This is a genomic window from Streptomyces poonensis, from assembly GCF_014650915.1.
GTDB classification, from domain to species: domain Bacteria; phylum Actinomycetota; class Actinomycetes; order Streptomycetales; family Streptomycetaceae; genus Streptomyces; species Streptomyces poonensis.
The window spans coordinates 114,678-137,920 of record NZ_BMVW01000014.1; the positions used below are offsets into that span (position 1 = coordinate 114,678).

General features: G+C 70.7%; 20 protein-coding genes and 3 pseudogenes. 13 read left to right on the forward strand and 10 right to left on the reverse strand.

Annotated elements, in window-relative coordinates:
* Positions 1-56: 56 nt before the first annotated feature.
* Positions 57-569 (forward strand): annotated as a pseudogene (locus IE242_RS27995) (IS110 family transposase); the annotation flags it as partial.
* A 27-nt stretch (positions 570-596) separates the two neighbouring features.
* On the forward strand, positions 597-959 hold the full coding sequence (locus tag IE242_RS28000; RefSeq protein ID WP_229859577.1) for a hypothetical protein: 363 nt from the start codon (positions 597-599) through the stop codon (positions 957-959).
* A 160-nt stretch (positions 960-1,119) separates the two neighbouring features.
* Here IE242_RS28000 and IE242_RS38940 read toward each other — a convergent pair.
* Positions 1,120-1,567 (reverse strand): annotated as a pseudogene (locus IE242_RS38940) (transposase); the annotation flags it as partial.
* A gap of 158 nt (positions 1,568-1,725) precedes the next feature.
* Here IE242_RS38940 and IE242_RS28010 point away from each other — a divergent pair.
* Positions 1,726-2,538 carry a phosphotransferase gene (locus IE242_RS28010; protein ID WP_189864071.1) on the forward strand — a complete coding sequence of 271 codons (813 nt, stop codon included), beginning with the start codon at positions 1,726-1,728 and terminating at the stop codon, positions 2,536-2,538.
* A gap of 125 nt (positions 2,539-2,663) precedes the next feature.
* On the opposite strand, the gene IE242_RS28015 is transcribed toward IE242_RS28010, so the two are convergent.
* Positions 2,664-2,798, reverse strand: a complete 135-nt coding sequence (locus tag IE242_RS28015) for a hypothetical protein (RefSeq protein WP_373299596.1) — start codon at positions 2,796-2,798, stop codon at positions 2,664-2,666.
* Between IE242_RS28015 and IE242_RS28020 the strand changes: the two genes are divergently transcribed.
* On the forward strand, positions 2,797-3,060 hold the full coding sequence (locus IE242_RS28020) for a hypothetical protein (protein WP_189864322.1): 264 nt from the start codon (positions 2,797-2,799) through the stop codon (positions 3,058-3,060). The two genes, IE242_RS28015 and IE242_RS28020, sit on opposite strands and share 2 nt — an antisense overlap.
* Before the next feature lie 163 nt (positions 3,061-3,223).
* Here the strand turns inward: IE242_RS28020 and IE242_RS28025 are convergent.
* A pseudogene (locus IE242_RS28025) lies at positions 3,224-3,502 on the reverse strand (NAD(P)-dependent oxidoreductase); the annotation flags it as partial.
* A gap of 480 nt (positions 3,503-3,982) precedes the next feature.
* Here IE242_RS28025 and IE242_RS28030 point away from each other — a divergent pair.
* Positions 3,983-4,957: a phosphotransferase family protein gene (locus tag IE242_RS28030; protein WP_189864288.1), complete on the forward strand. Its 975-nt coding sequence runs from the start codon at positions 3,983-3,985 to the stop codon at positions 4,955-4,957.
* 1,702 nt (positions 4,958-6,659) lie between these two features.
* Here IE242_RS28030 and IE242_RS28035 read toward each other — a convergent pair.
* Together IE242_RS28035 and IE242_RS28040 are read right to left on the reverse strand one after the other, a co-directional pair.
* Positions 6,660-7,616 carry a hypothetical protein gene (locus tag IE242_RS28035; protein ID WP_189864073.1) on the reverse strand — a complete coding sequence of 319 codons (957 nt, stop codon included), beginning with the start codon at positions 7,614-7,616 and terminating at the stop codon, positions 6,660-6,662.
* Between the two features lie 111 nt (positions 7,617-7,727).
* Positions 7,728-8,075 carry a hypothetical protein gene (locus IE242_RS28040; RefSeq protein ID WP_373299597.1) on the reverse strand — a complete coding sequence of 116 codons (348 nt, stop codon included), beginning with the start codon at positions 8,073-8,075 and terminating at the stop codon, positions 7,728-7,730.
* Between the two features lie 229 nt (positions 8,076-8,304).
* On the opposite strand from IE242_RS28040, the gene IE242_RS28045 reads away from it, so the two are divergent.
* The 3 genes from IE242_RS28045 (at position 8,305) to IE242_RS28055 (ending at position 12,118) form a co-directional block, all read left to right on the forward strand.
* Positions 8,305-9,405 (forward strand): LysR family transcriptional regulator, encoded by a 1,101-nt coding sequence (locus IE242_RS28045; RefSeq protein WP_189864075.1) that lies wholly within the window; start codon positions 8,305-8,307, stop codon positions 9,403-9,405.
* A 69-nt stretch (positions 9,406-9,474) separates the two neighbouring features.
* The gene (locus tag IE242_RS28050) at positions 9,475-10,836 is read left to right on the forward strand and encodes a carbohydrate-binding protein (RefSeq protein WP_189864077.1); all 1,362 of its coding nucleotides are present in this window, start codon (positions 9,475-9,477) and stop codon (positions 10,834-10,836) included.
* A 1,138-nt stretch (positions 10,837-11,974) separates the two neighbouring features.
* On the forward strand, positions 11,975-12,118 hold the full coding sequence (locus IE242_RS28055; RefSeq protein WP_189864079.1) for a hypothetical protein: 144 nt from the start codon (positions 11,975-11,977) through the stop codon (positions 12,116-12,118).
* A 414-nt stretch (positions 12,119-12,532) separates the two neighbouring features.
* Here IE242_RS28055 and IE242_RS28060 read toward each other — a convergent pair whose 3' ends face one another.
* The 4 genes from IE242_RS28060 to IE242_RS28075 all read right to left on the reverse strand — a co-directional run bounded on the left by IE242_RS28060 (position 12,533) and on the right by IE242_RS28075 (position 17,198).
* A complete protein-coding gene (locus tag IE242_RS28060) occupies positions 12,533-12,841 on the reverse strand; it encodes a hypothetical protein (protein ID WP_189864081.1) in 309 nt (102 codons plus the stop codon).
* 110 nt (positions 12,842-12,951) lie between these two features.
* A complete protein-coding gene (locus IE242_RS28065; RefSeq protein ID WP_189864083.1) occupies positions 12,952-13,251 on the reverse strand; it encodes an nSTAND1 domain-containing NTPase in 300 nt (99 codons plus the stop codon).
* Between the two features lie 546 nt (positions 13,252-13,797).
* A complete protein-coding gene (locus IE242_RS28070) occupies positions 13,798-15,993 on the reverse strand; it encodes a tetratricopeptide repeat protein (protein ID WP_189864085.1) in 2,196 nt (731 codons plus the stop codon).
* Positions 15,990-17,198: a hypothetical protein gene (locus IE242_RS28075; RefSeq protein ID WP_189864087.1), complete on the reverse strand. Its 1,209-nt coding sequence runs from the start codon at positions 17,196-17,198 to the stop codon at positions 15,990-15,992. The genes IE242_RS28070 and IE242_RS28075 overlap by 4 nt, the downstream gene beginning before the upstream one ends.
* 543 nt (positions 17,199-17,741) lie before the next feature.
* On the opposite strand from IE242_RS28075, the gene IE242_RS28080 reads away from it, so the two are divergent.
* The 5 genes from IE242_RS28080 to IE242_RS28100 all read left to right on the forward strand — a co-directional run bounded on the left by IE242_RS28080 (position 17,742) and on the right by IE242_RS28100 (position 21,551).
* Positions 17,742-18,266: a hypothetical protein gene (locus IE242_RS28080; RefSeq protein WP_189864089.1), complete on the forward strand. Its 525-nt coding sequence runs from the start codon at positions 17,742-17,744 to the stop codon at positions 18,264-18,266.
* Between the two features lie 20 nt (positions 18,267-18,286).
* The gene (locus tag IE242_RS28085) at positions 18,287-19,468 is read left to right on the forward strand and encodes a sensor histidine kinase (protein ID WP_189864091.1); all 1,182 of its coding nucleotides are present in this window, start codon (positions 18,287-18,289) and stop codon (positions 19,466-19,468) included.
* On the forward strand, positions 19,465-20,187 hold the full coding sequence (locus tag IE242_RS28090) for a response regulator (RefSeq protein WP_229859537.1): 723 nt from the start codon (positions 19,465-19,467) through the stop codon (positions 20,185-20,187). The genes IE242_RS28085 and IE242_RS28090 overlap by 4 nt, the downstream gene beginning before the upstream one ends.
* Before the next feature lie 227 nt (positions 20,188-20,414).
* On the forward strand, positions 20,415-20,927 hold the full coding sequence (locus IE242_RS28095) for a hypothetical protein (RefSeq protein WP_189864093.1): 513 nt from the start codon (positions 20,415-20,417) through the stop codon (positions 20,925-20,927).
* A gap of 111 nt (positions 20,928-21,038) precedes the next feature.
* Positions 21,039-21,551, forward strand: coding sequence for a flavin reductase family protein (locus IE242_RS28100; RefSeq protein WP_229859539.1), 513 nt, complete (start codon positions 21,039-21,041; stop codon positions 21,549-21,551).
* A 357-nt stretch (positions 21,552-21,908) separates the two neighbouring features.
* On the opposite strand, the gene IE242_RS28105 is transcribed toward IE242_RS28100, so the two are convergent.
* Positions 21,909-23,210 (reverse strand): hypothetical protein, encoded by a 1,302-nt coding sequence (locus tag IE242_RS28105; protein WP_189864095.1) that lies wholly within the window; start codon positions 23,208-23,210, stop codon positions 21,909-21,911.
* Between the last annotated feature and the right edge of the window lie 33 nt (positions 23,211-23,243).

Genomic DNA, 23,243 nt, shown 5'->3' on the forward strand with positions numbered 1-23,243 from the left:
CTGGGATCAGCGCGAGGCGTGGCCCGTATGTGCTCGTGACCAGCACGAACAGTCCGATCACGAGGAAGGGCAAGTCGATCTACCGCGGTATCGACTGGGCGGAACAACACCACGACGTAGCCCTGTCCGACGACATCGGCGAGCTACTTGCCAAGCGACACATCTCCGACGACGCAGCTGGCTCGCGTCTCCTGCTGGACCTGCTCGCCGAGTACGGCGACAGCGGGAGAACCGATGCCGTGGCGATCGAGCCCCCCCAGCCGGCCTGCTGGTCACGGTACTGCGGCAGGGCGAACGCCAGGTCTACGCGATCAAGCCGATGACTGCGGCCCGCTACCGCGACCGGCACGCCGTCTCGCGCAAGAAGTTCGACGCGAGCGACGCCCTGGTACCGGCGAACAACCTGCGCACGGCCATGCACCCCCCGGCCGCCGCCCAACGGCTCAGACCTGGCCCGCGCCGGCGCCGTCCTCGCTCGCGCCCAGCAGGACGCCCTGTGGAACCGGCAGGTCATCGCCAACGAGCTGCGCTCGCTGCTGCGGGAGTACTTCCCGGCCGCTCTGGCGGCCGGCCCCCTGAGCGCGGCGCGGACCTGCGTGACCAGCAAAGTTTCCTTGCCCATGGTGGCGACGGCAGCCGATCATTCGCTCATGAGACCCGAAGTGCAGACGTTCGTCGCTGATGGCCCGTTGCCCGACTGGGACGCGAGCGAAGAAGAGATCGACAGCCGCGTCCAGCAGCTCGATGCCATCTCGGCACCCGTCACGGAGGAGGAAGCCCAGGCGCTCGTCTCCTGTTTCGGCCCGGACGATTGCTACGGCGTCGCCTGGACTCTTCTCCACCTCATTGAGACCGGCCCGGACCCCGTCCTGACCACCGACCCTGGGCCGAAGGCCAACGAGTGGCACCAGCGGCTCCACGACCGCGCCGTGTTCGCAGGACTCATCTCGAGAAGTTGACGGGACAGCAACGCGAGATGTCTGCGGCGAGCGGAGATGCAGCGCTGCCTGACACTTGGGGCGATGGGCCGCGTCTTATAGGTGGATCGCCGGTGGTCCTGTCCATGCCCGGATGCTGGAGCCGTCGAGTTCCCACGGCTTCGACCGCGCCACCGCACACCCCCGATCCGAGGGCCGCGACGAAGGGGTACGGCCAGCCGGGCACGAACTGGTCCGAGGACCGGCCACTGCGGTCGTGGATGTGGCAGAACACGTGGGTCGGCGCTGGTGGGGGCGTTCGGGCGGAGCCGGTGGCTGATGTCGACCGTCATCGTCAGGCGCCCGTCGGCGGCCTGCGGCATGGGAAGGCCGGCGAGAACCTGCCGCAGCCGGGGCACATCGACGTTCCCGCGGTTCAGCGCGTCGTGCATGGCGCGGTGCCCGCGCCGGTGCTCGACCACCAGTGTCAGGTCCACCGGAGCCGTGACCGGCCCGTCCGCGCACAGCAATGCGTCCACCGGTCCGAACAGTTCGTCCCCGCGCGCGGTCAGACAGCCGAACAAGTCGTCGCGGAAGCAGGAGGCGGTCGCTGACGCTTCACCCGGAACGACAGCAGGCAGCGGACTCACCTTCACGGCCTTCGTCGTGATCACGCGCACCTTGGTCGGAGCACATGATCAGACGAGGGCTGCCTCGGCGCCGGGAGAATGGTCAGGTCGGCAACCACGTTCAAAGCGCATTACGGGACGCTCCCCTCCGCGGTCGACCGGACGGTAGCGTGATCGACATGACGGCTGAGGGCGAGGCGGCAGACGAAGCTCTGGTCGGTGGCATGGTGAACGCGGGCGCGGTTCTCCGCCGAGGTGCACTCGTGGAGCGCCCTGCCCCGCGCACCGCGCGCGCCCTCCACGCCCATCTCCTCTCGCTCGAAGAGCACGGCTTCGACGCGGCTCCGACGCCGGTCCGTCTCACCGCGGACGGCCGGGAGCAGCTGACCTTCATCCCCGGCGACGTCGCCCTGTCGCCTTTTCCGCACTGGGTGATGACAGAGACCGCTCTGGAATCGGTGGGCTGTCTGCTGCGGCGCCTGCACGAGGCCAGTGCGGCCGTCGCGGTCGACGCAAGCGTCGAGTGGCCCCGTACCCTGGCCGACCCGGCGGGAGGAACGATGCTGTGCCACAACGATGTGTGCCCGGAGAACGTCGTCTTCCGTGACGGCCGGGCCGCGGCTCTCATCGATTTCGATCTGGCGGCACCCGGCCGACCACTGTGGGACGTCGCTATGACCGCCCGCTACTGGGTCCCCATGCTCGACCCCGCGTCCGCTGCTGCTCTCTATCCCGCAGGACTGGACGCACCGGCACGGCTGCGCATCCTGGCCGACAGCTACGGCCTCTCCCCGCAGGAGCGCGCTGAACTGCCTGGCGTCATCGAGCAGGCCACAGCATCCTGCCGGGCCTTCGCCGCCGCCCGAGTGGCCGATGGCGACCCCTTCTACATCCAGGCGCTGTCCGAGCGCGGTGGCTGGCAGCGCTGGGATCGTATACAGAGGTGGCTGAAGGCTCACGACGAGACGTTCACCGCCGCCCTGCTGGACTGACGGGCCCAGAGGCCGAAGAACAAGCTGAGCTCCTGTGCCGGAACCTTCCTGGCCTGGGCCGTGGCGACGCGAGGCCTGAGCCTTCGAGAACAAGGTGCCGTCAACGTGAGCTGGGGCGCGAGGAATCAGTGGGGATGGTTGGCCTGCGGCACCCGGGGCCTGTCCCAGTCGAAGAAGTTTCGGTTCAGGTTCTCTCCGGCCTGCCGATCGGCCTGCTCGAACAACGTGACCGTGTGGCCCCGTCGGCCCAGGCCCAGCATGAGCGCCGTTCCCAGCCCGCTGATACCCCCACCGATCACCGCAACCCGCGCCACCGATCTTCCCTTTGCGTCGTGTTGCGGAAGGAAAGATGGGCGACTGTCCGCAGCGACAGCGGGCTGCTGGACGCACGCCACGGCCAGCGGCGCCGACCGCATCGCCATCAAGGACGCCCTCGACACCATCGCCGAGATCCTCATCGCGCACCTGCGGGAGGAGATCCTCACCGCGCACCTGCGGGAGGACGCCTTCGAGACGGACTGAGACCGGGGCTGACGGGAACGACGACGGCTCTGTGGACTGAGCTCTCCTGAATTCTCGGACAGCACGCCGGGTCGAAGGTTCGGTGCTGGTTTCGGCCCGGCCGGTACCGCGAGAAGCCGCACCGGGCGAGTGCTGCCGGTGGGACTACCAGGGCCTACGGGGGTCAGTATGCGACGGTGAAGCGCTCGCCGATGTGCTGCGGCTTCTCGACCTCGTCGATCAGGGCCACGGCGTAGTCCTCGGTGGAAATGCGGCTGCTGCCGTTCTCGTCGGTCAGGAGGTCATCCAGACCGGTGCGGTAGGTGCCTGTGCGCTCGCCCGGCTCGATCAGCCCGGCGGGGCTGACGTTGGTCCAGCGAACGTCGGTGACGGTGCGGTAGAAGTCCAGCGCGTCACCGTGCGCGTGCATGATCTGGAGAAGGAACTCGGGGAGGCCCTCGGCGGTGTCAGCGTTCACCTATTGCCGAGTACAACGACCATCCCTGACCTCGGTGCCGGGCTCTCAGCGATCCTTCGCTGTGTTCCAGGTGGTGGGAGCCAGTCTCCCGACCGGCGGAGGACCCGGAGCGACGACACGGCACCGATCGCCCGTATGGGGAGCCCAGGCGGAGGTGGTGGCACTCGGTCCGGCATCGGAGGTGACTTCGGGTGCCCAGGACTTCAAGATCACCCCGTGGTCCCCATGGGGCTGATGGTGGCCTTGGTGCTGCTGGGCTCTCGTATGCAACTGTCGCCGGTTCCCCGCGGAGCTCAGTCCGACGGTCACCGTCAGTGATCCCGGTCGGCAGCGGGGGCGCCCCAGGGGACCAGAGTCAGCGCGTGTTCGGTTCCGGAACAAATCAGTCGCCTGCACGTCGATGCTCCCGTAGGGTGCGCGGGTTGTCGTGGCGGAGGGGCGGTTCGGAACGTGGCACCCAGGGCAGTGACGCGGGAGCAATGGGCGGGTGCCGCACGGGCCGCGCTGGGCGGCGGGCGGCGGCTGGAAGCGGTCGAGCGGATCGCGGGCGGCAGTAAGAAGGGCGTGTACCGCCTGGTGATGGACGATGCGACGACGGCGATCGCCTACCTGTGGGATGACGCGGAGAACTACTGGCCGGCGGCCGAGGGCGACGACGACCTCACCGACCCGTTCTCGCCCGGCCTCGGGCTCGATCTGTTCGAGGCTGCGCACGCGCGGTTGGACGCACTCGGCGTGCGCGTTCCGGCGATCCGTCTCGTCGATCGCTACGGCGCCCACCACCCGGCCGACCTCGCGATCGTCGAGGACCTCCCGGGCGAGAGCCTGGAGGAGTTGCTCGCGCGCGACCGGCGCGCGGCTGCTCCGGTCATGGCCCGGCTCGCGGAGTCGCTGGAGGCGATGCGGGGCCACCGGGCACCCGCGTACGGCAAGGTGGCCGTGGTCGACGGAGGAGGAACGTCGCGCGGTGCGTCGTGCGAGGGGGTGGTCCTCGACCGTGCGCTGCGGGACCTCGCCGAGGCGGCCTCGCGCGATCCGCGGATCGCGGGCGCCCGCGACCGGCTGGAGGAGCGGCTGCTGGACCTGGCGGCGGCGGTGCGGCCGCGCGCGGAGTACGCCGTCGTGCACGGCGAACTGGGGCCCGACCACGTACTGGTGGACGCTGACGGGAACCCCGTGGCGATCGACATCGAGGGTTCGATGTACTTCGACGTCGAGTGGGAGCACGTTTTTCTGCAGATCCGCCTGCACGACGCCTACCAGCCGCTGAGGGCGGCCGGGTTGGACGAGGACCGGATCGCGCTCTACCTGCTCGCACAGCGACTCTCGCTGACGGCGGGGCCGCTGCGGCTGCTCGACGGGGACTTCCCCGACCGAGCCTTCATGGCGGGCATCGCCGAGTACAACCTGAAGCGGGCGCTGGAACTGGTCCACGCCTGAGATGCCGGGTGTCTCACTTTGTTCGCTGAACAGCTGCAGGTGAGGGTGGCTGCGGCTGGGCCCAGCCGCAGTCCGGCGGAAGGTGAGAATGCCGACGCCGTTGTCCCGGACGGGCTCGGGCGTTCACTGGTACGGACGCGTAGTCAACTGTCGCATGCTGTCGGTGCCGCTCATCCCTGTAATGACCTGCCGTGATCCCCGGGGCGTATCGGCTCGACGTCCCGCCGGTCTCGTCGAGGAGCGTGGACAGGTGGCCGGGGCGGGACGGCCGGCCCGCCCGGCGGCCGGGGAGAGCCAGGGGATGACGGGTCGGTGGCGGTTGCTCATGTCGTCGCGGTCCGGTTCGCGATGTGGTCCAGCAGCAGGGCGGCGACCAGTGCGGGAACGAGTGAGGCGGGCTCGCCGATACCAGGCGTCGATGTCGATCTGGCCGCACGACGCGAGGTCGGTGTTCCGCTCGCCGAGCCATTGCAGGAACGCGGTCGCATGCTTGATCTGTTCGGCGGTGAACCGTCGGCGCCGGGCGTGATGTGGCTCCGCTCGGCACGAGCCCGGAGCCGAGAGAGCATGCGCCGGGTCGCCAAGAGATTGATCGTCCCACCTGGAAGAACCTTCGATGACGCGCGGAGTCCTTCCCGCGGTCGACATGTACCTCTGTTCCCCGCCGAAGGCCAAGACCGATCCGCACACGGTGATCCGCCGTGATGTCCGTGCGGGAACGCCCTGCCGGGCCTCGATACGCGAACACGGCGTCCGGTCCGGCACGGTCAGAGCGGTGTTGGAGTCGTCCTGGCCGGAGCGCCGGAAGAGACGGCGGCCCCGTGGGACACGACTGGATGCCTGTAAGCCCCGACATCGTCACGTCACGCCGACAGCGGCCAGGGACGATGCGCGTCGAAGGCGACCTGCGCTCCCCGATCGCGTACGGGCGAACACCTCTGAGTTCACCGAGGTAGCGGGCCTGGACGGCTTCGTTGCGGGGGTGCTCGCCGCGGATCCGCGGGGGGACGGCGAACCAGTCGACGATCCAGAAGGAACCGGCTCCCCGCTGGTCGGCTCCGGTGAAGGCACCGCACCCGAACTCGGTGATGACGACGGGCTTGTCGTGGTCGCGCACCAGGCCGCGCAGGCGGTCTGTGCAAGTGGTGTGGTTGCGGCCGGAGCGGTAGAGGCTGACGCCGACCAGGTCGAACAGCGACCAGTCGGCGTGTTCCCACCCGGCCGCGGAGTAGGTGACCGGCCCGCCGAAGCGGGCGCCGCGCGGTGGTCACGGCGATGGCGAGCAGCCTGTGGAGCCGCCGGTCGATCCGGCGCCGCAGCATGCGGTGGAAACGCACGATGAGCCGCAAGCGCAGGAACGACCGAGAACCGGGGACGATGCCGGGCGCGGTGTGGGAGAACTCGCTGCCCACCAGGAGCGTCACCCGGTCCGGGTGCTCCCGGCGAGATTCTTCCGCCGCCTCGGCGACGGCGTCCAGGTGCTCCAGGAGCTTCGGCTGAGGCAGCTCGGCGACGTCGGGCCGGATACAGACGTCGAGACCGGTCTCGGGAGCGGTGCGGGCGGCATCGATCGACCGCTTCCCGTCACCGCTGCCGATGAGCATCACCGTGGTGCAGTGCACATCACGGGCGATGATCCCCAGGTCCCGCCGCACGTCATCGGTGCTTGCCTCGCCGACCAGGCAGGAGATGCCACGGACGGTCAGCACGCGCTCGGCTCCTGTCGACGCAGACGGTGGGCGGCCATGAGGAGAAGGACGGCGACACCACCGAGCATCGTGGCGTTGACCACGTACTTCACCGTGCCATCGACGTCGCCGAGCGGTTCGACCAGGAAGGACAGCCCGGCGCGGACGACGAGGGCACTGCCCGCGACGGCCAGTACGTGCCGACGGCCCCAGCCCGGCCGGCGCGACCAGCGCAGCAAGAGCCAGCCGAGTACGGCCATGGCGACGACGTTCACCGTCACCCCAGCCCAGGTCGCCGGCAGCAGCTGATGGGTGCACCACGCGATCCCTGTGACAGCGCCGACCAGCCACCACGACGGCGCTTTCGCAGACGATCGGGTCCTCGCGGGCCGGACGGTGAACGCTGCGGCGATCAGGGCGATGGCGACCACGGCGGCGGCGAACAGCTGCGCCGGGACGGCGGTGGAGTCCGCCGCCGTGTCGTTGTGGATCAGTGCGGCGCTCAGCGCCCACAGCGGCACCATGACGCCGACGCCGACCGGGCCCAGCCACCGCCGGTCCGCGATGCGCGGCGCACAGGATTCGACCACCGCGATCGGAGCGGCGAAACTCCAGATCACATGCCCCCCGACATAGTTCAGCGAGCTTGCCGCGTCGACCCCCAGGCCCGGGATGAGGGTGACCAGCGTCTGGGTCGCCCAGTCGGGGCCGTCGGCGTCGACCCTATGGTCGAACAGGGACTGGTCGATCAAGCCGGCCTGTACCACGCCGAAGGCCGCGCTCAGCAGCAGGATCGTCGGCCAGCCGTGACCGGTGCGCCGAGTGATCTCGCGGATGAGCACGGCGACGGTTCCGTAGAGTGGCGCGAGGATGAGCAGGCCCGCCAGCAGCTCAAGCGGCCGACCTGTGCTTTCGCCGTAGCCGATGAGGTATTCCGCGCTGATCGGAGACAACACCAGCAGGCCGGCCACCGCCGCCCAGCGGTGCCCGAACCGCGGCAGTGCGGCAGGAGCGGATACTGCGGGCATGAGGATCCTTCGCGTGGTGGGTCAAGGGTTCGGGTGTCATCGGTCCGGTCGATGCTAGAGAGACAGCCGACGGCCGGGCATCCGTCTTCCGGCCAGGAGCGCACGACTTCCGTCTAGAGGTGCGCGACCCTCCGTCCATGCGCGGCCGAAGACATAGCCGGTCACGGTGAGCGGGGTGCCGGTCAGGCCGGGCTCCAGGAGGCTGGTGCGCCGCGGTGAGTTCGGTCTGAAGGAGGGACCTTCCAGCTGCTTCGGGGTGGGGTGGTCGCCGTCGTCGCACGACGGGGTGAGTTCCGGTGCCGTGCCGGTCGTCACCGCGGTGCGGGCGAGGGCCGGGCCGCCGGCCACGGCGACGACGGCGACGGGGATCGCGGCGGTGGCCGCGAGTGCCGCGCGCGGCACCGTCCCGCGAAGGGCGGGGCGCCGGGCCCGGCCACCTCCAGCCGGTGCAGCGGCACGTCCCCCGCGCCGGGCAGGCTCGGAACTCCCGGTAGGACGGTGGTGCTGCTGCGTATCGGTCGCGCTTCTCTCGCGGACACCGGCCGGGTCGGGCACATCCGTACCCGCTCTGGTCTGTACCAACCCCTGTCAACCCCTTGCCCGTCGCGCCCGGGCGCCGCAAGCTCCTGCCATGGAGCTGGAGTTGCGGCATCTGAAGACCATCCGGACCACCGCGGACGCAGGCAGCCTGACCAGGGCGGCGACGGTGCTCGGGCTCGCCCAGCCCGCACTCAGCGCACAGCTGAGACGCATCGAACGGGCGCTGGGCGGTGCGCTGTTCGAGCGCGGCCGGCACGGTGTACGGACCACCGCCCTCGGCGAGCTGGTTCTGGAACGCACCCGGATCGTGCTGCCCGCGGTGAGCGACCTCCAGCGGGAGGCGGCCCGCTTCGCCCGGGCCCGGCGGGGCGGGGAGCGGCTGCGGCTGCGGCTCGGCGGGACGCACGGACCGCTGCTGGGTGCGCTGGTGGACCGGCTGGCCGACGCCGCACCCGGCACCGCCGTGTCCACCTGTGCCTCCTGGTCGGAACGGGAACTCGCGGAGCTGCTGGCCGAGGGCCGCCTGGACTTCGTGCTCACCGGCACCTGCGGCTCGGCCCCGCCACCGGAGTGCCCCCACGTCCGGTGGGAGGAGATCGCCGTCGACCCGGTTTTCGTGATGCTCGCCGACGGTCACCGGCTGGCCCGCGGGCGGGAGGTCGACCTGGCCGCGCTCGTGGACGAGGAGTGGGCGTGCGTCCCCGGCGACGGCTGTTTCGCGGACTGCTTCACCGCGGCCTGCGCCCGGGCCGGCTTCACCCCCCGGCGCATGTACGAGACGGACACCGCGTCCTGTGTGCATCTGGTGCAGGTGGGCCGGGCGGTGGGTCTGTGCCGGGCCACCTTTCCGCCGACGCCCGGGCTCACCATCCGTCCGCTCGCCGGCACGCCCTTGTCGTGGCGGCACCTGCTGGGCTGGCACCCGTCCGGACAGCAGCCGGACACCGTGGCCACGGTGCTGGCCCAGGCACGCGAGGCGCACGCGGGCGTGGCGGCGCGCAGCGACAGTTACGCGCGCTGGCTCGCGCAGCGCCGCCCGGCACCGAACGCCCTGCCGCATCCGGCGTACGGGACGGTTCGCGCAACGGGTTACACGACGGATCCCGCAACGGATCCCGCGATGGTCCCCGCAATGGATTCCACGACGGCTCCCGCAACGGGTTACATAACGCGAGGGCAGGGGGTCGGCTGACGTCTTACGGGCCGCGGCGGATCCTCCCTACGGTTTCGGCACTCCCACCGACTCCGAGGAGACATCCCCATGCTCCAACGACACATCAGAGCCGCGTGCGCCGCCGCCGCGGCGGCTGGTGCCCTGCTCGTGGCCGGGCTCAGCGGCTCCGCGAGCGCCCAGCCCACCACCGCCACCCCCTCCACCTCCACCGTGCCGACGGCGGCCGAGAGTCTGTGCACCGCCGCGGCCCCGCCCGGCCTCCTCGCCGCGCTCCAGCGGGACCTCGGCCTGGACCGGCAGCAGGCGGACCGTCGCCTGGCGAACGAGGCCGAGGCGGGCGCCACCGCGGGCCGGCTGCGTGCCGCCGTGGGCGCGCACTTCGCGGGCGCCTGGGTGAGCGGGACGCTGTCGGACACCCTGACCGTGGCCACGACCGACCCGGCCGACGTGCGCGCCATCCGGGCGCGGGGCGCCGACGCCGTCGTCGTGGACCACTCCCTGGCCGCGCTGGACGCGGCCAAGGCACGCGTGGACCGGGCCGCCGCGCTCCACGGCACCACCGACACACCGGTGTGGTACGTCGACGTCCCCACCAACACGCTGGTGGTGCAGGCGACACGGGCGGACGCCGCCCGCTCCCTGCTCGCCGCGGCAGGCGTCGACGCCTCCCTCAGCCGGATCGTGCAGGCCACCGAACACCCCCGCCCGCTCTACGACCTGCGGGGCGGTGACGCCTACTACATCGGCAACAGCGGCCGCTGCTCCATCGGTTTCGCGGTGACCCGGGGCACCCAGCAGGGGTTCGCCACGGCCGGTCACTGCGGCCGCGCCGGCACCAGCACCACCGGTTCCAACCGGGTCGCTCAGGGCACGTTCCAGGCGTCGGTCTTCCCCGGCAACGACATGGCCTGGGTGGCCACGAACGCCAACTGGACGGCGACGCCGTACGTCAACGGCTCCAGTGCACAGGTCGCCGGGTCCACGCAGGCCACGGTGGGCTCCTCCGTCTGCCGTTCCGGCTCCACGACGGGCTGGCACTGCGGCACGGTGCAGCAGCTCAACTCCAGCGTGACGTACCCGGAGGGCACCGTCGCCGGTGTCACCCGCACCTCGGTGTGCGCCGAACCGGGCGACTCGGGCGGCTCGTACATCTCCGGCAGCCAGGCCCAGGGCGTCACCTCGGGCGGCTCCGGCAACTGCACGAGCGGCGGCACGACCTACTTCCAGCCGATCAACCCGATCCTCCAGAACTACGGCCTCACCCTGAAGACCACCGCGCCCGACCCCGGCAACCCGGGCAACCCGGGCGGCACCTGGTCGGCCGGCACCGTCTACCAGGCGGGCGACACGGTCACGTACGGCGGCGCCACCTACCGCTGCCTGCAGGGCCACCAGGCCCAGCCGGGCTGGGAGCCGCCGAACACACCGGCGCTGTGGCAGCGGGCATGAGCAGGGGCCGGACGCCCCCGCCCGCAACCGCGCCACCTGCCCCGCGCCGAACTGCGTCGTACGGCGCATGTGGTCCACGATGACACCGAGCCGGGCCTCGTCCAGGTCGTCGAAGAGGGCGTACCAGCCACCGCCGAGCCGGTCCCACAGGCGGCCGGACTCGGCGATGCGCTCCGGCACGGTCACCACCAGCGCCTTGCACCGGTCCGTGGTGTCCCGTTCCTGGCGCACATGACCGACCTTTTTCAGCCGGTCCACCAGCCGGTTCACCAGCCGGGTCGCCGGCCAGGTCAGCTCGGCGATCCGGCCGGCGGTCACGTGCATCCTCCAGCAGCCGCGACCGCCCGCCCTGCGCCGTCCCGCCGCACCCCTTAGCTCGCGTGATGCGGAAGCAGAAAGCGTACGACGCAGTGACGGTCCGGTGTGACGGTGGCGCGGACAGGGGCCGCGGCGGCTGGAAGGGGTAGGCGTCCCCGGCGTCCAGCACGAGCATCTGGTAGTGGTCGTTCGCCTGGTTGTGCTCCGCGACGCTGCCGCGCCATACCGTGCCGATCTGGACGTCGGCTTGTCCGCCGTCACCGCGCAGGAGAGGCCGCCGAAGTGGTCCGCCGCTCGCTCGGGTGGAACGCTGACCACCGGCAGGCTCAGGCGGTGGCCGATGACCTCGGTGATGTCCCGAAGGGCATGTCCTGGTCGGCGGCTCCGGGCCGGCGTGCACCCGGTGACGCCGTCTCCGGGGCCGGCCGGTACAGCCGGGCCGCGCCCTTGGTGTGCACCGTGGGCATCGGTTGGTGCCGTCCCGGCGCAAGCGGATACGCCGGTACGCCGGTACGCCGGTACGCCGGGCGATGCAGATGAGGGTGGGGCGAAGCCGTGGTGGTCGAGCGAGCTGTGCACGGTGGGCCGAGGCGGACGACCGTGGCCCTGGCTTCGCGCCGGGCCGGCGCGGCGGCCGCTTCCTCCGCCGGGTCCCGGCGCACCGCCGGCGCCGGGTGGATCGGGCGCGTCCCGCTCGGTGCCGGGCTGTCCCACAGCCAGTCGTCCAGCCGCACGACAGCCGCCCGCCAGCCCTCGACGTCGACCGGCTCCCCGGCACGATGCCTCCGCTCGTGGATACCAGGGGCTCCCGCTGCCCTCCGTGCTGGTGCTCGACTCCGCCGCCCTCCACCTGACCGCCTCGGGCCTGGACGACACGCTGTCGGACCGCATCCGGTCCGCCATGCTGCTCTACGCCGCCGGGCACGACCTGCACGGGTCTCCTCGAACGAGGCGAATCCGCTGACACCGGCGTTGACGAACAGGACGTCGGGGCTCCGAACTTGATCGACGCGGGCGGCCGGCACAGTGATGCCGGGTAACAGTGATGCCGGGTGACAGCGATGCCGGGTAACGACGCAGCGTCGCTGCGTGCCGCGCTCACCCGGTCGCCGAGCCGGTCACGGGCGGCACCCAGTGCGGACCGGTCACGCCCGGTGCGTCAGCACGCGTGCTCCTTCCGTCGGTGAGCAGTCAGGCGGTGGCCAGGCCGAGACCGCTGCTGCCTCCCGCGATCACGGCGACATCGGCTTCGCATCCGCCCAGGGCGGATATCTTCCTGTCGCGAAGATCGGCATGGCAGGAATCGGTATCTGGTTTCCACTCAGGTGAGGTCTGGCACGGTGGCCGAGAGGATGAGCCCGGAGCCGGCCCCTTGCTGTCAGTCGGTGTACTCGCCGTGGGCGAAGCGTCGTGCCTCACGACGCCCCGCGTAGCGTTCCCTGCGGTTGTCTGCCTTGGCCCACTGCTGCCGCTCCCTGATGTGGGAGCGCCTTTTGCATCCTGCGCAGCAATTGCCGCCGTAGAACAGCTGCATGGCGGGGTGCTCCCACTGGCAGCGGGTGCCCGGGTCGTCTCGTATCGGGGCCGGCGGCAGGTCGCAGGGGCCGAAGCGGTGGTCGTGGATCGGCTGGGGATTGTGCTCGGCGTAACGCACCCAGAGGGGCTTTGTGCTGTCTGTACGGGACATCTCGTTCCTTGGGGAACCCGCCGCCCGTGCTCCCGGACCTTCCGGGCGGGCGGCTAGGCCAAGGAATCCACGAGGGCTGTCACGGTGGATCGCACGACGCCACGCTCCTTTCATTGGTGGGCAGCAGACCAGACTATCGGCGCAGGCGGGCCGTGTTCAACGGTGTGTGTCCCCGGCCGTGTCCTCCTCGGCCACCAGCGTCGCGGTGTGGGTACGGACGGGGCGGGGCCCGGGGTGAGGATGAACCGGTGGTGGCGGACCAGGTCCAGCAGGTCGCGGGTGAGCTGGCCGCGACCGGAGAACCGGGCAGCGTCGGCGGGTTCGTAGCGGGTCAGGCCCCGGTAGGGCGCCTTGGCCGTGTCGGCCTCGGCCGGACGGGCGGCGAGTGCTGCCTCGGCGCGGCCGCTCATCGCCCGCCGGGTCACTGCTGACCACGCGCTCACAACCAGGACCGGGCGGGACACTGGGCACCGAACTCGACGGCGTGGGTGACAACTGAGCGCGCGGACTATGATTTTCCGGTCGGCCTTCGCCACGACGGCCCAGCGCGCAGGGCGTCCGCATCGTGCAGCACGGCGGAGACACAGCGGGTCAGCACTCCGGCTTCCTGCTGGTGCCCGACCGCGGCCTCGCCTTCACCTCGCTCACCGACTCCGCGGGAGGCGTCCGCCTGGTCGCCGACCTGTTCATCGACGACTGGGCTCGCAGGAAGTGGATCGGACCCGGGAACTGGTCGTCCGCGAGCAGCGGCAACCGACCGCCGAGAAGACCCGACAGCAGCTCGCCGCCTACGAGGGCCTCTCTACCTGACCCAGGGTCGAGTCGACGTCGTGCGCGGTCCCGGCGGACGCGTCGACTGGCTCAGTTCGGGCGGTCGGCTGCCGAGCCATGAGACGGCAGGCAAGTAGCCGGCGCCCTGCGATACGACCGGCCTGCTCGGGCGCTCCGGGCCGGGGTCACACCCGGCCCGTCCCACCGCGCCACAGCTGGTGCCGACCGCGACGTCGGCTGTACGACAGCTTGTCGCGCAACCATTGCACCTGCTCGGTCTCCTCTGCCGGCAGCAGCCCGATCGCGGCAGTGTAATCGTCGGCGGCCGCGGCCCAGTTCTCCATGCTCTCGTGGGCCAGTGCGCGATGAGCCCGTGTCGTCGGGTCCTCCTCCAGGAGGAGCGCCTGGTCGAAACAGCGCACCGATGCGCCGAACTCGCCGCGCTCGAAGGCCAGGTCGCCCAGCCCTACCCAGGCGCAGGCGAGTTCGGGGGCGAGCCGCACGGCCGCCTCCAGGTCACTGAGGGCGTCCTCGGAGCGGTCTTCGTGCTGGGCGATCAGGCCGCGCAGACAGAGCAGGTGCGGCTGCTCCGCGTCGCGTTCGAGTCCCGCGGTCACGTCCTGTGCCGTACCGGAGATGTCGCCGCAGGCATGGCGCAGCCCGGCCCGGTTGACATAAGCGTCGAGGAAATCCGGATCGAGTTCGAGAACGCGATCGAAATCCGTGAGCGCACCCTCGATGTCACCGAGCTCGGCCCGCAGGTCGGCCCGGTTGTACACGGCCTCCGGATACGGCGGTGAGGTACGGATGGCCTCGGAGTAGTCCGCGAGTGCCTCCTCGCTGCGGCCGGCGAGCCGTAGCAGGGCAGCGCGTTCGAAGTAGTACTCGCTGTGATTCGGGTCCTGCGCGATGACGCGGCCGTAGGCGGCCGCACCGGCGTCCGGGCCCTGCAGCCTGGCCACCAGTTGGGCTCGGTTGTACTCCAGCACGGAGCGGTGCTGGCCCTGGTCGGCGTTGTCCAGCTCGGCGTCCAGCCGGGCGATTCCGGCGTCCACCAGACCCAGAGCGCGCTCCGGGTTGCCGAGGTGCGTCTCGATGAGCGCCAGCCCGTTCTCGTTGAACGTCAGGTTGTAGGCCCGGCGTTCCGCGGTCGGGGAGAGCTGGGAGAGAGCCACCGCGGTGTTCACCCATGCCTTGGCCTTCTGGTGATCCCGCCGTTCCGGTTCCATATAGCGGGTGAACACCATGGCGCGGCCATAGGCCGCCGACATGTGGACCGAGGGCAGGGCGGTTGCCGCGCAGGCGGCGTCGTAGAGCGCAAGAACGTCCTCCGCATGTCCTCCCATCACGCTGTAGGCGATGGCCATCCGGACTGTCACCAGCCAGCACTCCTCCGGAGCGGCTGTCCAGTCCAGCAACGCCTGGGTGCGCGGCCCCATGTCGAGCAGTGCGTCATAGAACCCTTCGAGCAGCAAGTGCTCCATCGCCTCCCGCAGCGCACGGCTGCCCGCCGTCAGAGGATCACTGCCGTGCTCGAGGTGGAAGGGCAGCGCTCCACGGCACAGCGAGGTTTCACCGGCGTCGACGGCGGCCTGGAGTTCGCCGGCCCGTACGTCGTGCAGGCGGGCCCGGGTGGCGGGAGGCAGCTGTGCGTAGCACTCCTCGCCCACCGGGTCCTCGGTTGCGCAGTCGGCGTTCACGAAGACGGCCGCGCGTGCCTGTCGGTCCGCGGGGTCCGACGGCACCTTCACGGCGTCGTCCGCCGTCTCGGTGCCGGTGCTCGTCCAGCGTGCCGCGTAGCTGCCGAGTGCGGACGCCAGCGCAGGCGGCACGGTCGGGCCGGCCGTGCACACCAGGAGGCGCAGTCGCCGGGGGTCCGCGCGCCGCAGCAGGATCGCGAGCCACTCCGAGTCGGTCCGATCCGCGTGCTCGGCGTGGAGAACCAGCAGCGTCGCGGGAGGACCGAGGAAGGACAGGAGGAAATCGGTCAGCCCGTGGGCGATACGCGTGGTGCGGATGTAGGGGTAGAAACGGGTCCGTTTCTCGGCCGGTGTCAGGGAGGTGAGCGTCTCGCGCGCACACGGCAGTACGGCGCGGAGTTCGGGGGCTGCGGACAGGACCTCGATGTCATGAGCGGAGACGAGTTCCGGTCGCGACTCGAGGGCTTGCGGAACGAGGAGCCGCATCAGGGTGCCGGCGGCGGTGAAGGGCCCACGCAGTCGGCGGTGCGCGTCCAGCACCGCGAGCAGTGGCGGACACCCGTTCAGCGCCTGTGGTGCCAGCCGGTGCCTCGAGTCCTCGTCGGGGGCGACGAGCCAGATGTGGGACTGCCGGTCCGGAGGGGGCGGATCGAGCTGGGGGACTGGGTCGGGTTTCTTCACGGCTTCCTCTTCGATCGAATCGTCGGGGCGCGGCGGCGACGCCAGGCACGCCATGCGCCGAAGACCACCGCCGCCAGCTGGACGGCGACCAGGACCAGCACCAGAGCCGCGTCCGCGAGACGGGCGGCCGATGCGGCGTCGCCTTGGACCGTGCGGACGGCGGACTCGGTGAACCGCCAGGCCACCGGAACGACGACGGTGGTGAGCAGAACGGTCATGACCACGTACCCGCCCACGTACATGGGCGTGTACCAGCGCGCGAGAGCACGGTCACGCGGGTGCCATCGGCTTTCGTCGGTCAGCAGGTCGTGCCGCCCGCGCCATCGGTTGACGCGGTTGGCGAGCATCTCCCGGGCAGTGCCGTGCGGGTCGCTGCCGCCCAGCACGACGACGGCCAGGTGGTAGAGGTCAGTGCGCAGGAACAGGTAGAACTGGGCCGCGATCCGGGGGATCGCTGTGAAGGCCAGGGCGAGGCAGATCCGGCCGGGCAGCGGCACCGTTCCGTCGGCCGCCCGGCTCAGCCACGCCACGAGTGTCAGAGCGGACATCCCCAGCACGTCGACGAGCATCCCGGCGAGCACCGGGAGAACGCGACGCCTCCGCGGGACGACGACCAGCCCGTCCAGCACCGTTTCGAAGGTGACGAAATACAGTCGCCGGCTGATGCGGAGCCGGGTCCGCAACCCCAGTCTTCGCCCCGCGAGGACGTGTCCGCACTCGTGCAGCAACATGAAGACCGGCTGACTGACGAAGACGACCAGTTGCACCGCCATGGCGTACCGGCTGAAGAAGAGATTGCCCGGGCGCGGCACCATCCGGGGATCGATGAGACAGACCGCGAGCGCGCCGGCGACCAGCATGGCGTAGCAGCACCAGGCCGGCCAGGAGAACATCATCCGCCCGAGCCGCCGGCCCCTCACCCGGACAGCGGGGCCCGTTGCCGCACCGCTGGGTGCGAGGAACTCCAGTGCGCGCAGTGTCTCGACGAAATCGTCGATGTCCACCGGCACGCCGTACCGGGTCGAATACCACAGCGCGGCGACGGCCGGCTCCATGCCTGCCTCGAGCTTGCGCAGCAGGGCGGCGCCGTCCGCCGGGAAGGCTCCATAGGAATCCACGTCGGTGCGTCCGACCACGACCTCGTCGCCCTGCTCGAGATAGGTCAGCGGGTGGAAGCACAGCCTCTCTGCCCCGGCAGTCATCATCCCCCTTCCGTACGGGGCGGGCTCACAGAATGCGGGCCGGAACGCCGGTTGCGCCTTCCGGCCCGCACCGCTTGTCGATCAGGCACAGCAGCAGTTGCCGTAGCAGTAGTTGGTGCACATCTGGGTCAGCCGCACGGCCCCGGGCTTGCGGACCATGATCTTCTTGCCGCCTGCGAGCTTCTTCACCGCAGTCACCTCCTTCCGTGCCTCGTCGGGACGGATTCCGGCGTTGGGCTCCGGTCAGCTGGGCTGCCGGCCGCCCAGGAGCCGGCCGCCGGTCCGGCCGGCGGGCGCCTCCTCGGTGCCGGAGGAATTGCAGTGCTCGATTCTTCGCGGGACGAGACGTGATCTCATCAGCCGCTCGCCGTCAGTTCACCGTGGTCGCCGGGGCGTAGGCAGGCCGACAGGGATACGACACCGTGCGGATGGCCGCTGTCGCTCACCGGGGGCACACTGCCCGATATCGGGACACGAACACACTGCGGTAGGGGAGTTGCTGTGGCCGTGCGATGTGAGCCTGTGGTGTCCGTTCAGCGTGCCGATGTGCACGATGCCGTGACAGGGCATGTGGCCTGGGGGGTTCTCACCGAACGGGATGTGGTCGCGGTGCCCGGCCCGCTGGACTGGCTCCGCGACGAAGGAACGCGGATCGAGGTTCTCCTGGCCTCGGCGCCGAGGAACGGGAACGAAGCGGGCTTCGTGGAACGGATCAAGATTGCGGACGCCGCGGTCCTGGGGCTGGACGCGTCTCCCGAAGGTGCTGCTGCTTTTCTCCGGCTGACGCACGACTCCCTGCACCGCCCGGTCGCGGACAACTTCCAGCAGCGGAGGTTCGAGGAACTCCTCGCCGCGGATCCCGACGTGTGGCGGGCCCTCGAAGGCGCCGGAGCCGTTCCGCCCGGTATCCGGGACCTGCCACGTACGAGGGTTCTCGGCCCGGTGAGGAATTGGGAACTTACTCGCCGACGCGGGTTCGTCCGCGACGACGCCGGCCGAACCGTCGACGAAGTCTCCATCAGGATCTGCGATTGGTTTCCGACGTGTGCCTGTCTGGGGCCGTGGTGGTGACGACGCACCCGCGTCGGTGGATGGTGCGCTTGGACCCGGCGTTCCTGGCGTTGCTGTGTCTGCTCGACCTGTCCGTCTCGTGGGATCAGCGCCCCGGAGGGCTCCCGGAGTGGGTCACGCCCGTCTACGCGGTGCTGGGCTACCTGCCGCTGCTGTGGAGGAGACGGTTCCCGCTGCCGGTCCTCCTGATCGTGGTGGCGCATGCGCTGCTGGCCTGGGTGGTGGCCTACGGGTACGTCCCCACGTTCAATGTGTGGCTCGGGCTGTACGCGGTCGCCTTCCACTGCGGGCGCCGCGCCGCGGTCATCGGCCTGCTGGCAGCGAGCACACAGGCAGCACTGAACGTGGTGGACGAGGTGCGGCGCAGCGAACCGGCCGTTCGCAGTGAGGCGCTCGTCGTCTCGGCGGTGCTGGGCACGGTCATCGTCCTGACGATCTTCGGAGTGGGGCGATGGGCGGCCTGGACAGTACGGCAGCAGCGGCTTGTGGCCGAACTCGCCGCCGCGGAGGCGATCACAGCGGAGCGCGGCCGGATCACCCGGGACCTCCATGACATCGTGGCGCACGCGGTGAGTCTCATGGTGCTCCAAGCAGCGGGGGCTGCGAAGATCCTGCGCAAGGATCCCGACCGTGCCCAGGAGGCTCTGCACCACGTCGATGTGCTGGGGCAGCAGGCGATCGGAGAGCTGCGCCGGATGCTCGGCATCCTGACGGACGGCACAGAGAAGGCCGTAACGGACCCGCTGCCCGGATTACGGGACCTGGATGTGCTCGTCGAGCACATGCGCACCGCCGGCCTTCCGGTCGAACTCGACGTCACCGGCACTCCGACGGCCCTGGCCCCGGGAGCGGAGCTCTCCGCGTACCGCATCGTGCAGGAGGCTCTCACCAACGCCAGTCGCTACGCCGACCGGCGGCTGCCGGTGCAGGTGCACGTCCGCTGGCAGCCGGCGCAGCTGGAGGTCCGCGTACGGAACCAGTGCCCGGTCGTCCGCCGCCACTCGGCGCATCCGCTCTCCACCGGCCGTGGGCTGCTCGGCATGCAGGAACGGGCCGCTGCGGCCGGCGGCCGGCTGCAGGTCGGCCCCCAGCCGGACGGAGGGTTCCTCGTCACCGCGGTGTTTCCCCTCACCCGGCCCCCGGAACCGGCCGCGCCCGACGGACACCGCACCCCGCCGTCGGCCACCGAGCCGCCGTCATGACCAGCGAGCGTACCGACATGACGCGGGTCCTGCTCGCCGACGACGAGCCGCTGGTGCGCGCGGGCCTGGCCATGCTGCTTCAGGTCGAGGACGACCTCGTCGTCGTGGGGGAGGCGGGTGACGGCGCGCAGGCACTTGCCCAGGCCGCACGCCTGTGTCCGGATGTCATCGTGATGGACGTGCGTATGCCGGACATGGACGGTGTGGAGGCCACACGCAGGCTGGCGGGTGATGCCTTCATCGACGACCACGGCTGCACCGCGGCCGTGCTGGTGCTCACCACTTTCCACGACGACGAGACCGTGTACGCCGCGCTGCGCGCCGGCGCCTCTGGATTCCTGTTGAAGAATGCCGCGCCCAGTGACCTCGCCTCGGCGATCCGCGCCGTGGCGCAAGGGCATGCCTGGCTCGCCCCGGCTGTGGCCCGGAAACTCCTGACCGACTTCGCGGAGCGCCCGAACCCGACCTTGCCGACCTCGAAGGAGATGCAACGGCTCACTGCCAGAGAACGGGAGGTGCTGGTTCTGGTCGCTCACGGTCTCAGTAATCGTGACATCGCGGCGCATCTCATCGTCAGCAACGCCACGGTCCGGACGCATCTGGGGCGCATACTGGTCAAACTGGGCCTGCACGACCGTGCGCAGGCGGTTGCTGCCGCGTATCAGAGCGGCCTGGTCCGGCCCGGCGACGCACCACCGAACCCGGCACGGCCATCGTGAGAGCGTGCCCGTACGCGCCGCAGGGTTCCCGCAGTGCCTGCACGACTCCCCGTCCGCAGCAGGCGGCCCGCCCAGGGGAATGAGCCGGATCCGGCGTGACCCACTCCACTCCTTGCCGTAGAGCCCGGTCGGCGTACGCCGGCAGGACGACGAACAGGTGACGGCGGCAGCAGGACGACGCCGAATGCCTTCCCGCGCCAGAATCAGGGCTCCGCGACGCAGACGCCGTGCCGGACGACATCGAAGCGGCCTGGAAGAGGCTGCCGCCCGAGTCGGCAGGTGTGCCGCAGGAAGAGGTGACGACGACGATGATCCATCCGACCGACCTTCTGACCGCTGCCAGGGCGGAGGCGCTGTTCAGCAGCGGCTTGGCGACAGGCTCACAGCTGACGTCCATGGAGACCGCCGAAGCCATCCGGGGCGCGATACGAGCACATGGCGGTACTCGCGGCTGTGCCGCCGTGCTCGCCGCTGCCTATGGGGACTGTCCCGAGACAGCCGTACCCCGCATGCGGTGGGCTCTCCGAACGATCCGCACGCTCTACCCACGTATGGCCACAGGACCCAAGCCGGACGTCCGTGACCCGGCTCACCGCACGCAGCCGATCGGGCAGCCGATCACCGGATCCGCCATGTCGCTTCTCAGCCGTGAAGAAGCCGCTCCACCTCGGCCGGTCCACGGCACAGCGAGCTTCGATGCGAGCAAGCCCGACCGCCGCCACCTTCACTCGCTGCTGTGACGACGTCCTGGGACCATACACGTGTGCGATTCAACGTCATGACCACGCCGCGCGTCGTGACCGCCACCGTCCCACCATCTCCGAAGCCCTCTCGACCTGGAGCATCTGGCCATGGCCCGCTCCGACATGACCGCGGACACCCCGGTCGACCACCAGGTGTCCACGCAGCAGCTGCGTGACGCATTCGCTCGTCTTCCGGCCGGAGTGACCGTCCTGACCACCTACGCATCCGGAGAACCGTGCGGAATGACGGCCAGCGCGGTGTGCTCGCTCTCCCTGGATCCTCCCCTGGCCCTGGTCGCTGTCGCCAACACCAGCCGGACCCTGGCCCGAATCCGCACCCACCGCGCATTCGGCGTCAACGTACTCGGAGCCGGCCAGGCGCCACTGGCCGAGCGCTTCGCCCGGTCCGCGGACAGTCCCGGCGAACGGTTCACGGGACTCGCGTACGACCGGATCGCTGCGGTGCCCATCCTCCGTGGGGCGATCGCATGGGTGGCCTGCGAGGTACGGCACACCTACCCCGGAGGCGATCACACCATCCTCACCGGCCTCGTCCGCTCTGCGGGACACACCTCCGGCGCGCCGCTCATCTGGCACGAACGCGGCTTCACAGCCCTATAGGGCCTGTCGACCGAGGTGGTCCGTTCCGGGTTCGATGGCGTCGGGTTGCCGGAGCATTGACCGTCCAGCAGCCCCGGGCAGACCCATCCGGTCTCGCCGGCTGTGACGCCGTCTACGGCAGGACAGCGGGCGAAGGCGAGAACCTCAGGCGGTGGGCCGAATGCGGCGGCGACGGCCGGCAGTCCAACACCGGCCACGGCTGTGACCGCGTCCACACGGGTCTCGGCGGGATCAAGAAGGACGTACGAGCATCGACGTACGGAGCAACGACGTACGGAGCACAGGCTTGTCCGGCCGCACCTGCTGGAAGGCCGGACAGCACCCCGGCCAACGTCACCATCACGTCGGCCGGCGCTGTCAGCGGCTCTTGGGCGAGGCGTCGGCCAGGTCGAACTGGGCGCCTTCCAGGGTGCCGGCACCGGTGTCGGCCTGGTGGTGGCGGCCGTCGGAGGTGAGGTTCAGGGACATTGCGGCGTCGAAGCGGGTGTACCAGATCTGGTCGGTGCCGAGCCGGTCGAGCGCCCGCTGCTGGACCGGGGTGGGATCCGCGGCGTAGCGCCGGGTGGTGATGAGGGTGTCAGTGTCGGTCAGGGTGATGGTGGCCTTGTCGCCGGCCTGGGACCAGTTCCAGGTGACGGTGGAGTAGTAGTCCGCCGGGTAGGCCGGGTCGGGGTGGGGCCCGGGGGCCGACTGGCGGGCGGTGACGGAGCGGTCGCTGCAGGCGCCCACCAGGCGTCGGCCGGTTCGGGTGTCGTCGATGACGATCGTGGGGGCGGAGCCCGAACCCCATTCGGGCCGCAGATGGACGTCGCCGCAGATGACGGCGTACCGGTCGGCACTGGCCCGCCCCCAGCGCCAGTGGTCCATGAAGTAGGGGAAGGGGAGGGTGCCCCAGTTGTGGTCGTGGTAGCCGATCCCCGTGAAGGGACGGGTGGTGCCGTTCACGGTGACGGTGCCCTCGGCGCGGCCGTGCGGGACGGTGGGGAGCCAGGCCATGTAGTGGTCGGTCGCGCCGAGGAAGACGAAGCCGGTGCCGGCCCGGTAGGGCCGGGTGGTGCTGGTGAGAGTGAGGTCGACGCCCACGCCGCCGACCTGTCCCTTCATCCGGTACGTGCGCAGGTCGCCCGAGAAGCTGAAGGCGCCGACTCGCACCGCGCAGCGGTCGGTGGCGGCGTGGAACCCGCTCCAGGTGTACTCGGGCGCGACACGGTGGCCGGTGCCGTCGGGGTCGGTGACGATCAGGACGGCGGAGGGCCTGCGGCGCTGCGCGCCGGGGGCGGGCACGAAGCCGTCGTCCAGCCGGGTCTGCACGGTGAAGGAGATCACCGTGCCGTCGTCCCCGGTGAAGTCCGAGTACCACCACTCGAAGACGTCGGGGTCGGCGTTGCGGTCGGCGGTGCGCCAGCCGTCCTCCCACTGCTGGACGGTGCCGGGCCGCAGGCCCACGCGGGCGTGGTCGGCGGCGGTGCTGCCCCAGGTGTTGGATGTCAGGGCTCCTGTCACATCCCCGCCGGTGAGCTCCGCCCGGCTGCCGAACGCCCCGTCCGCCCGGGCCGCGAGGCCGGCCGGTACCGCGGCCACTGCCGCGGTCGCCACGGCGCCCTTCAGCATCCCGCGCCGTGAGAGGCCGCACCCGGGGACGCCGTCACGCTGCCTCATGCCGTTGCCCTCCCGTGCCGACCCACACGACCA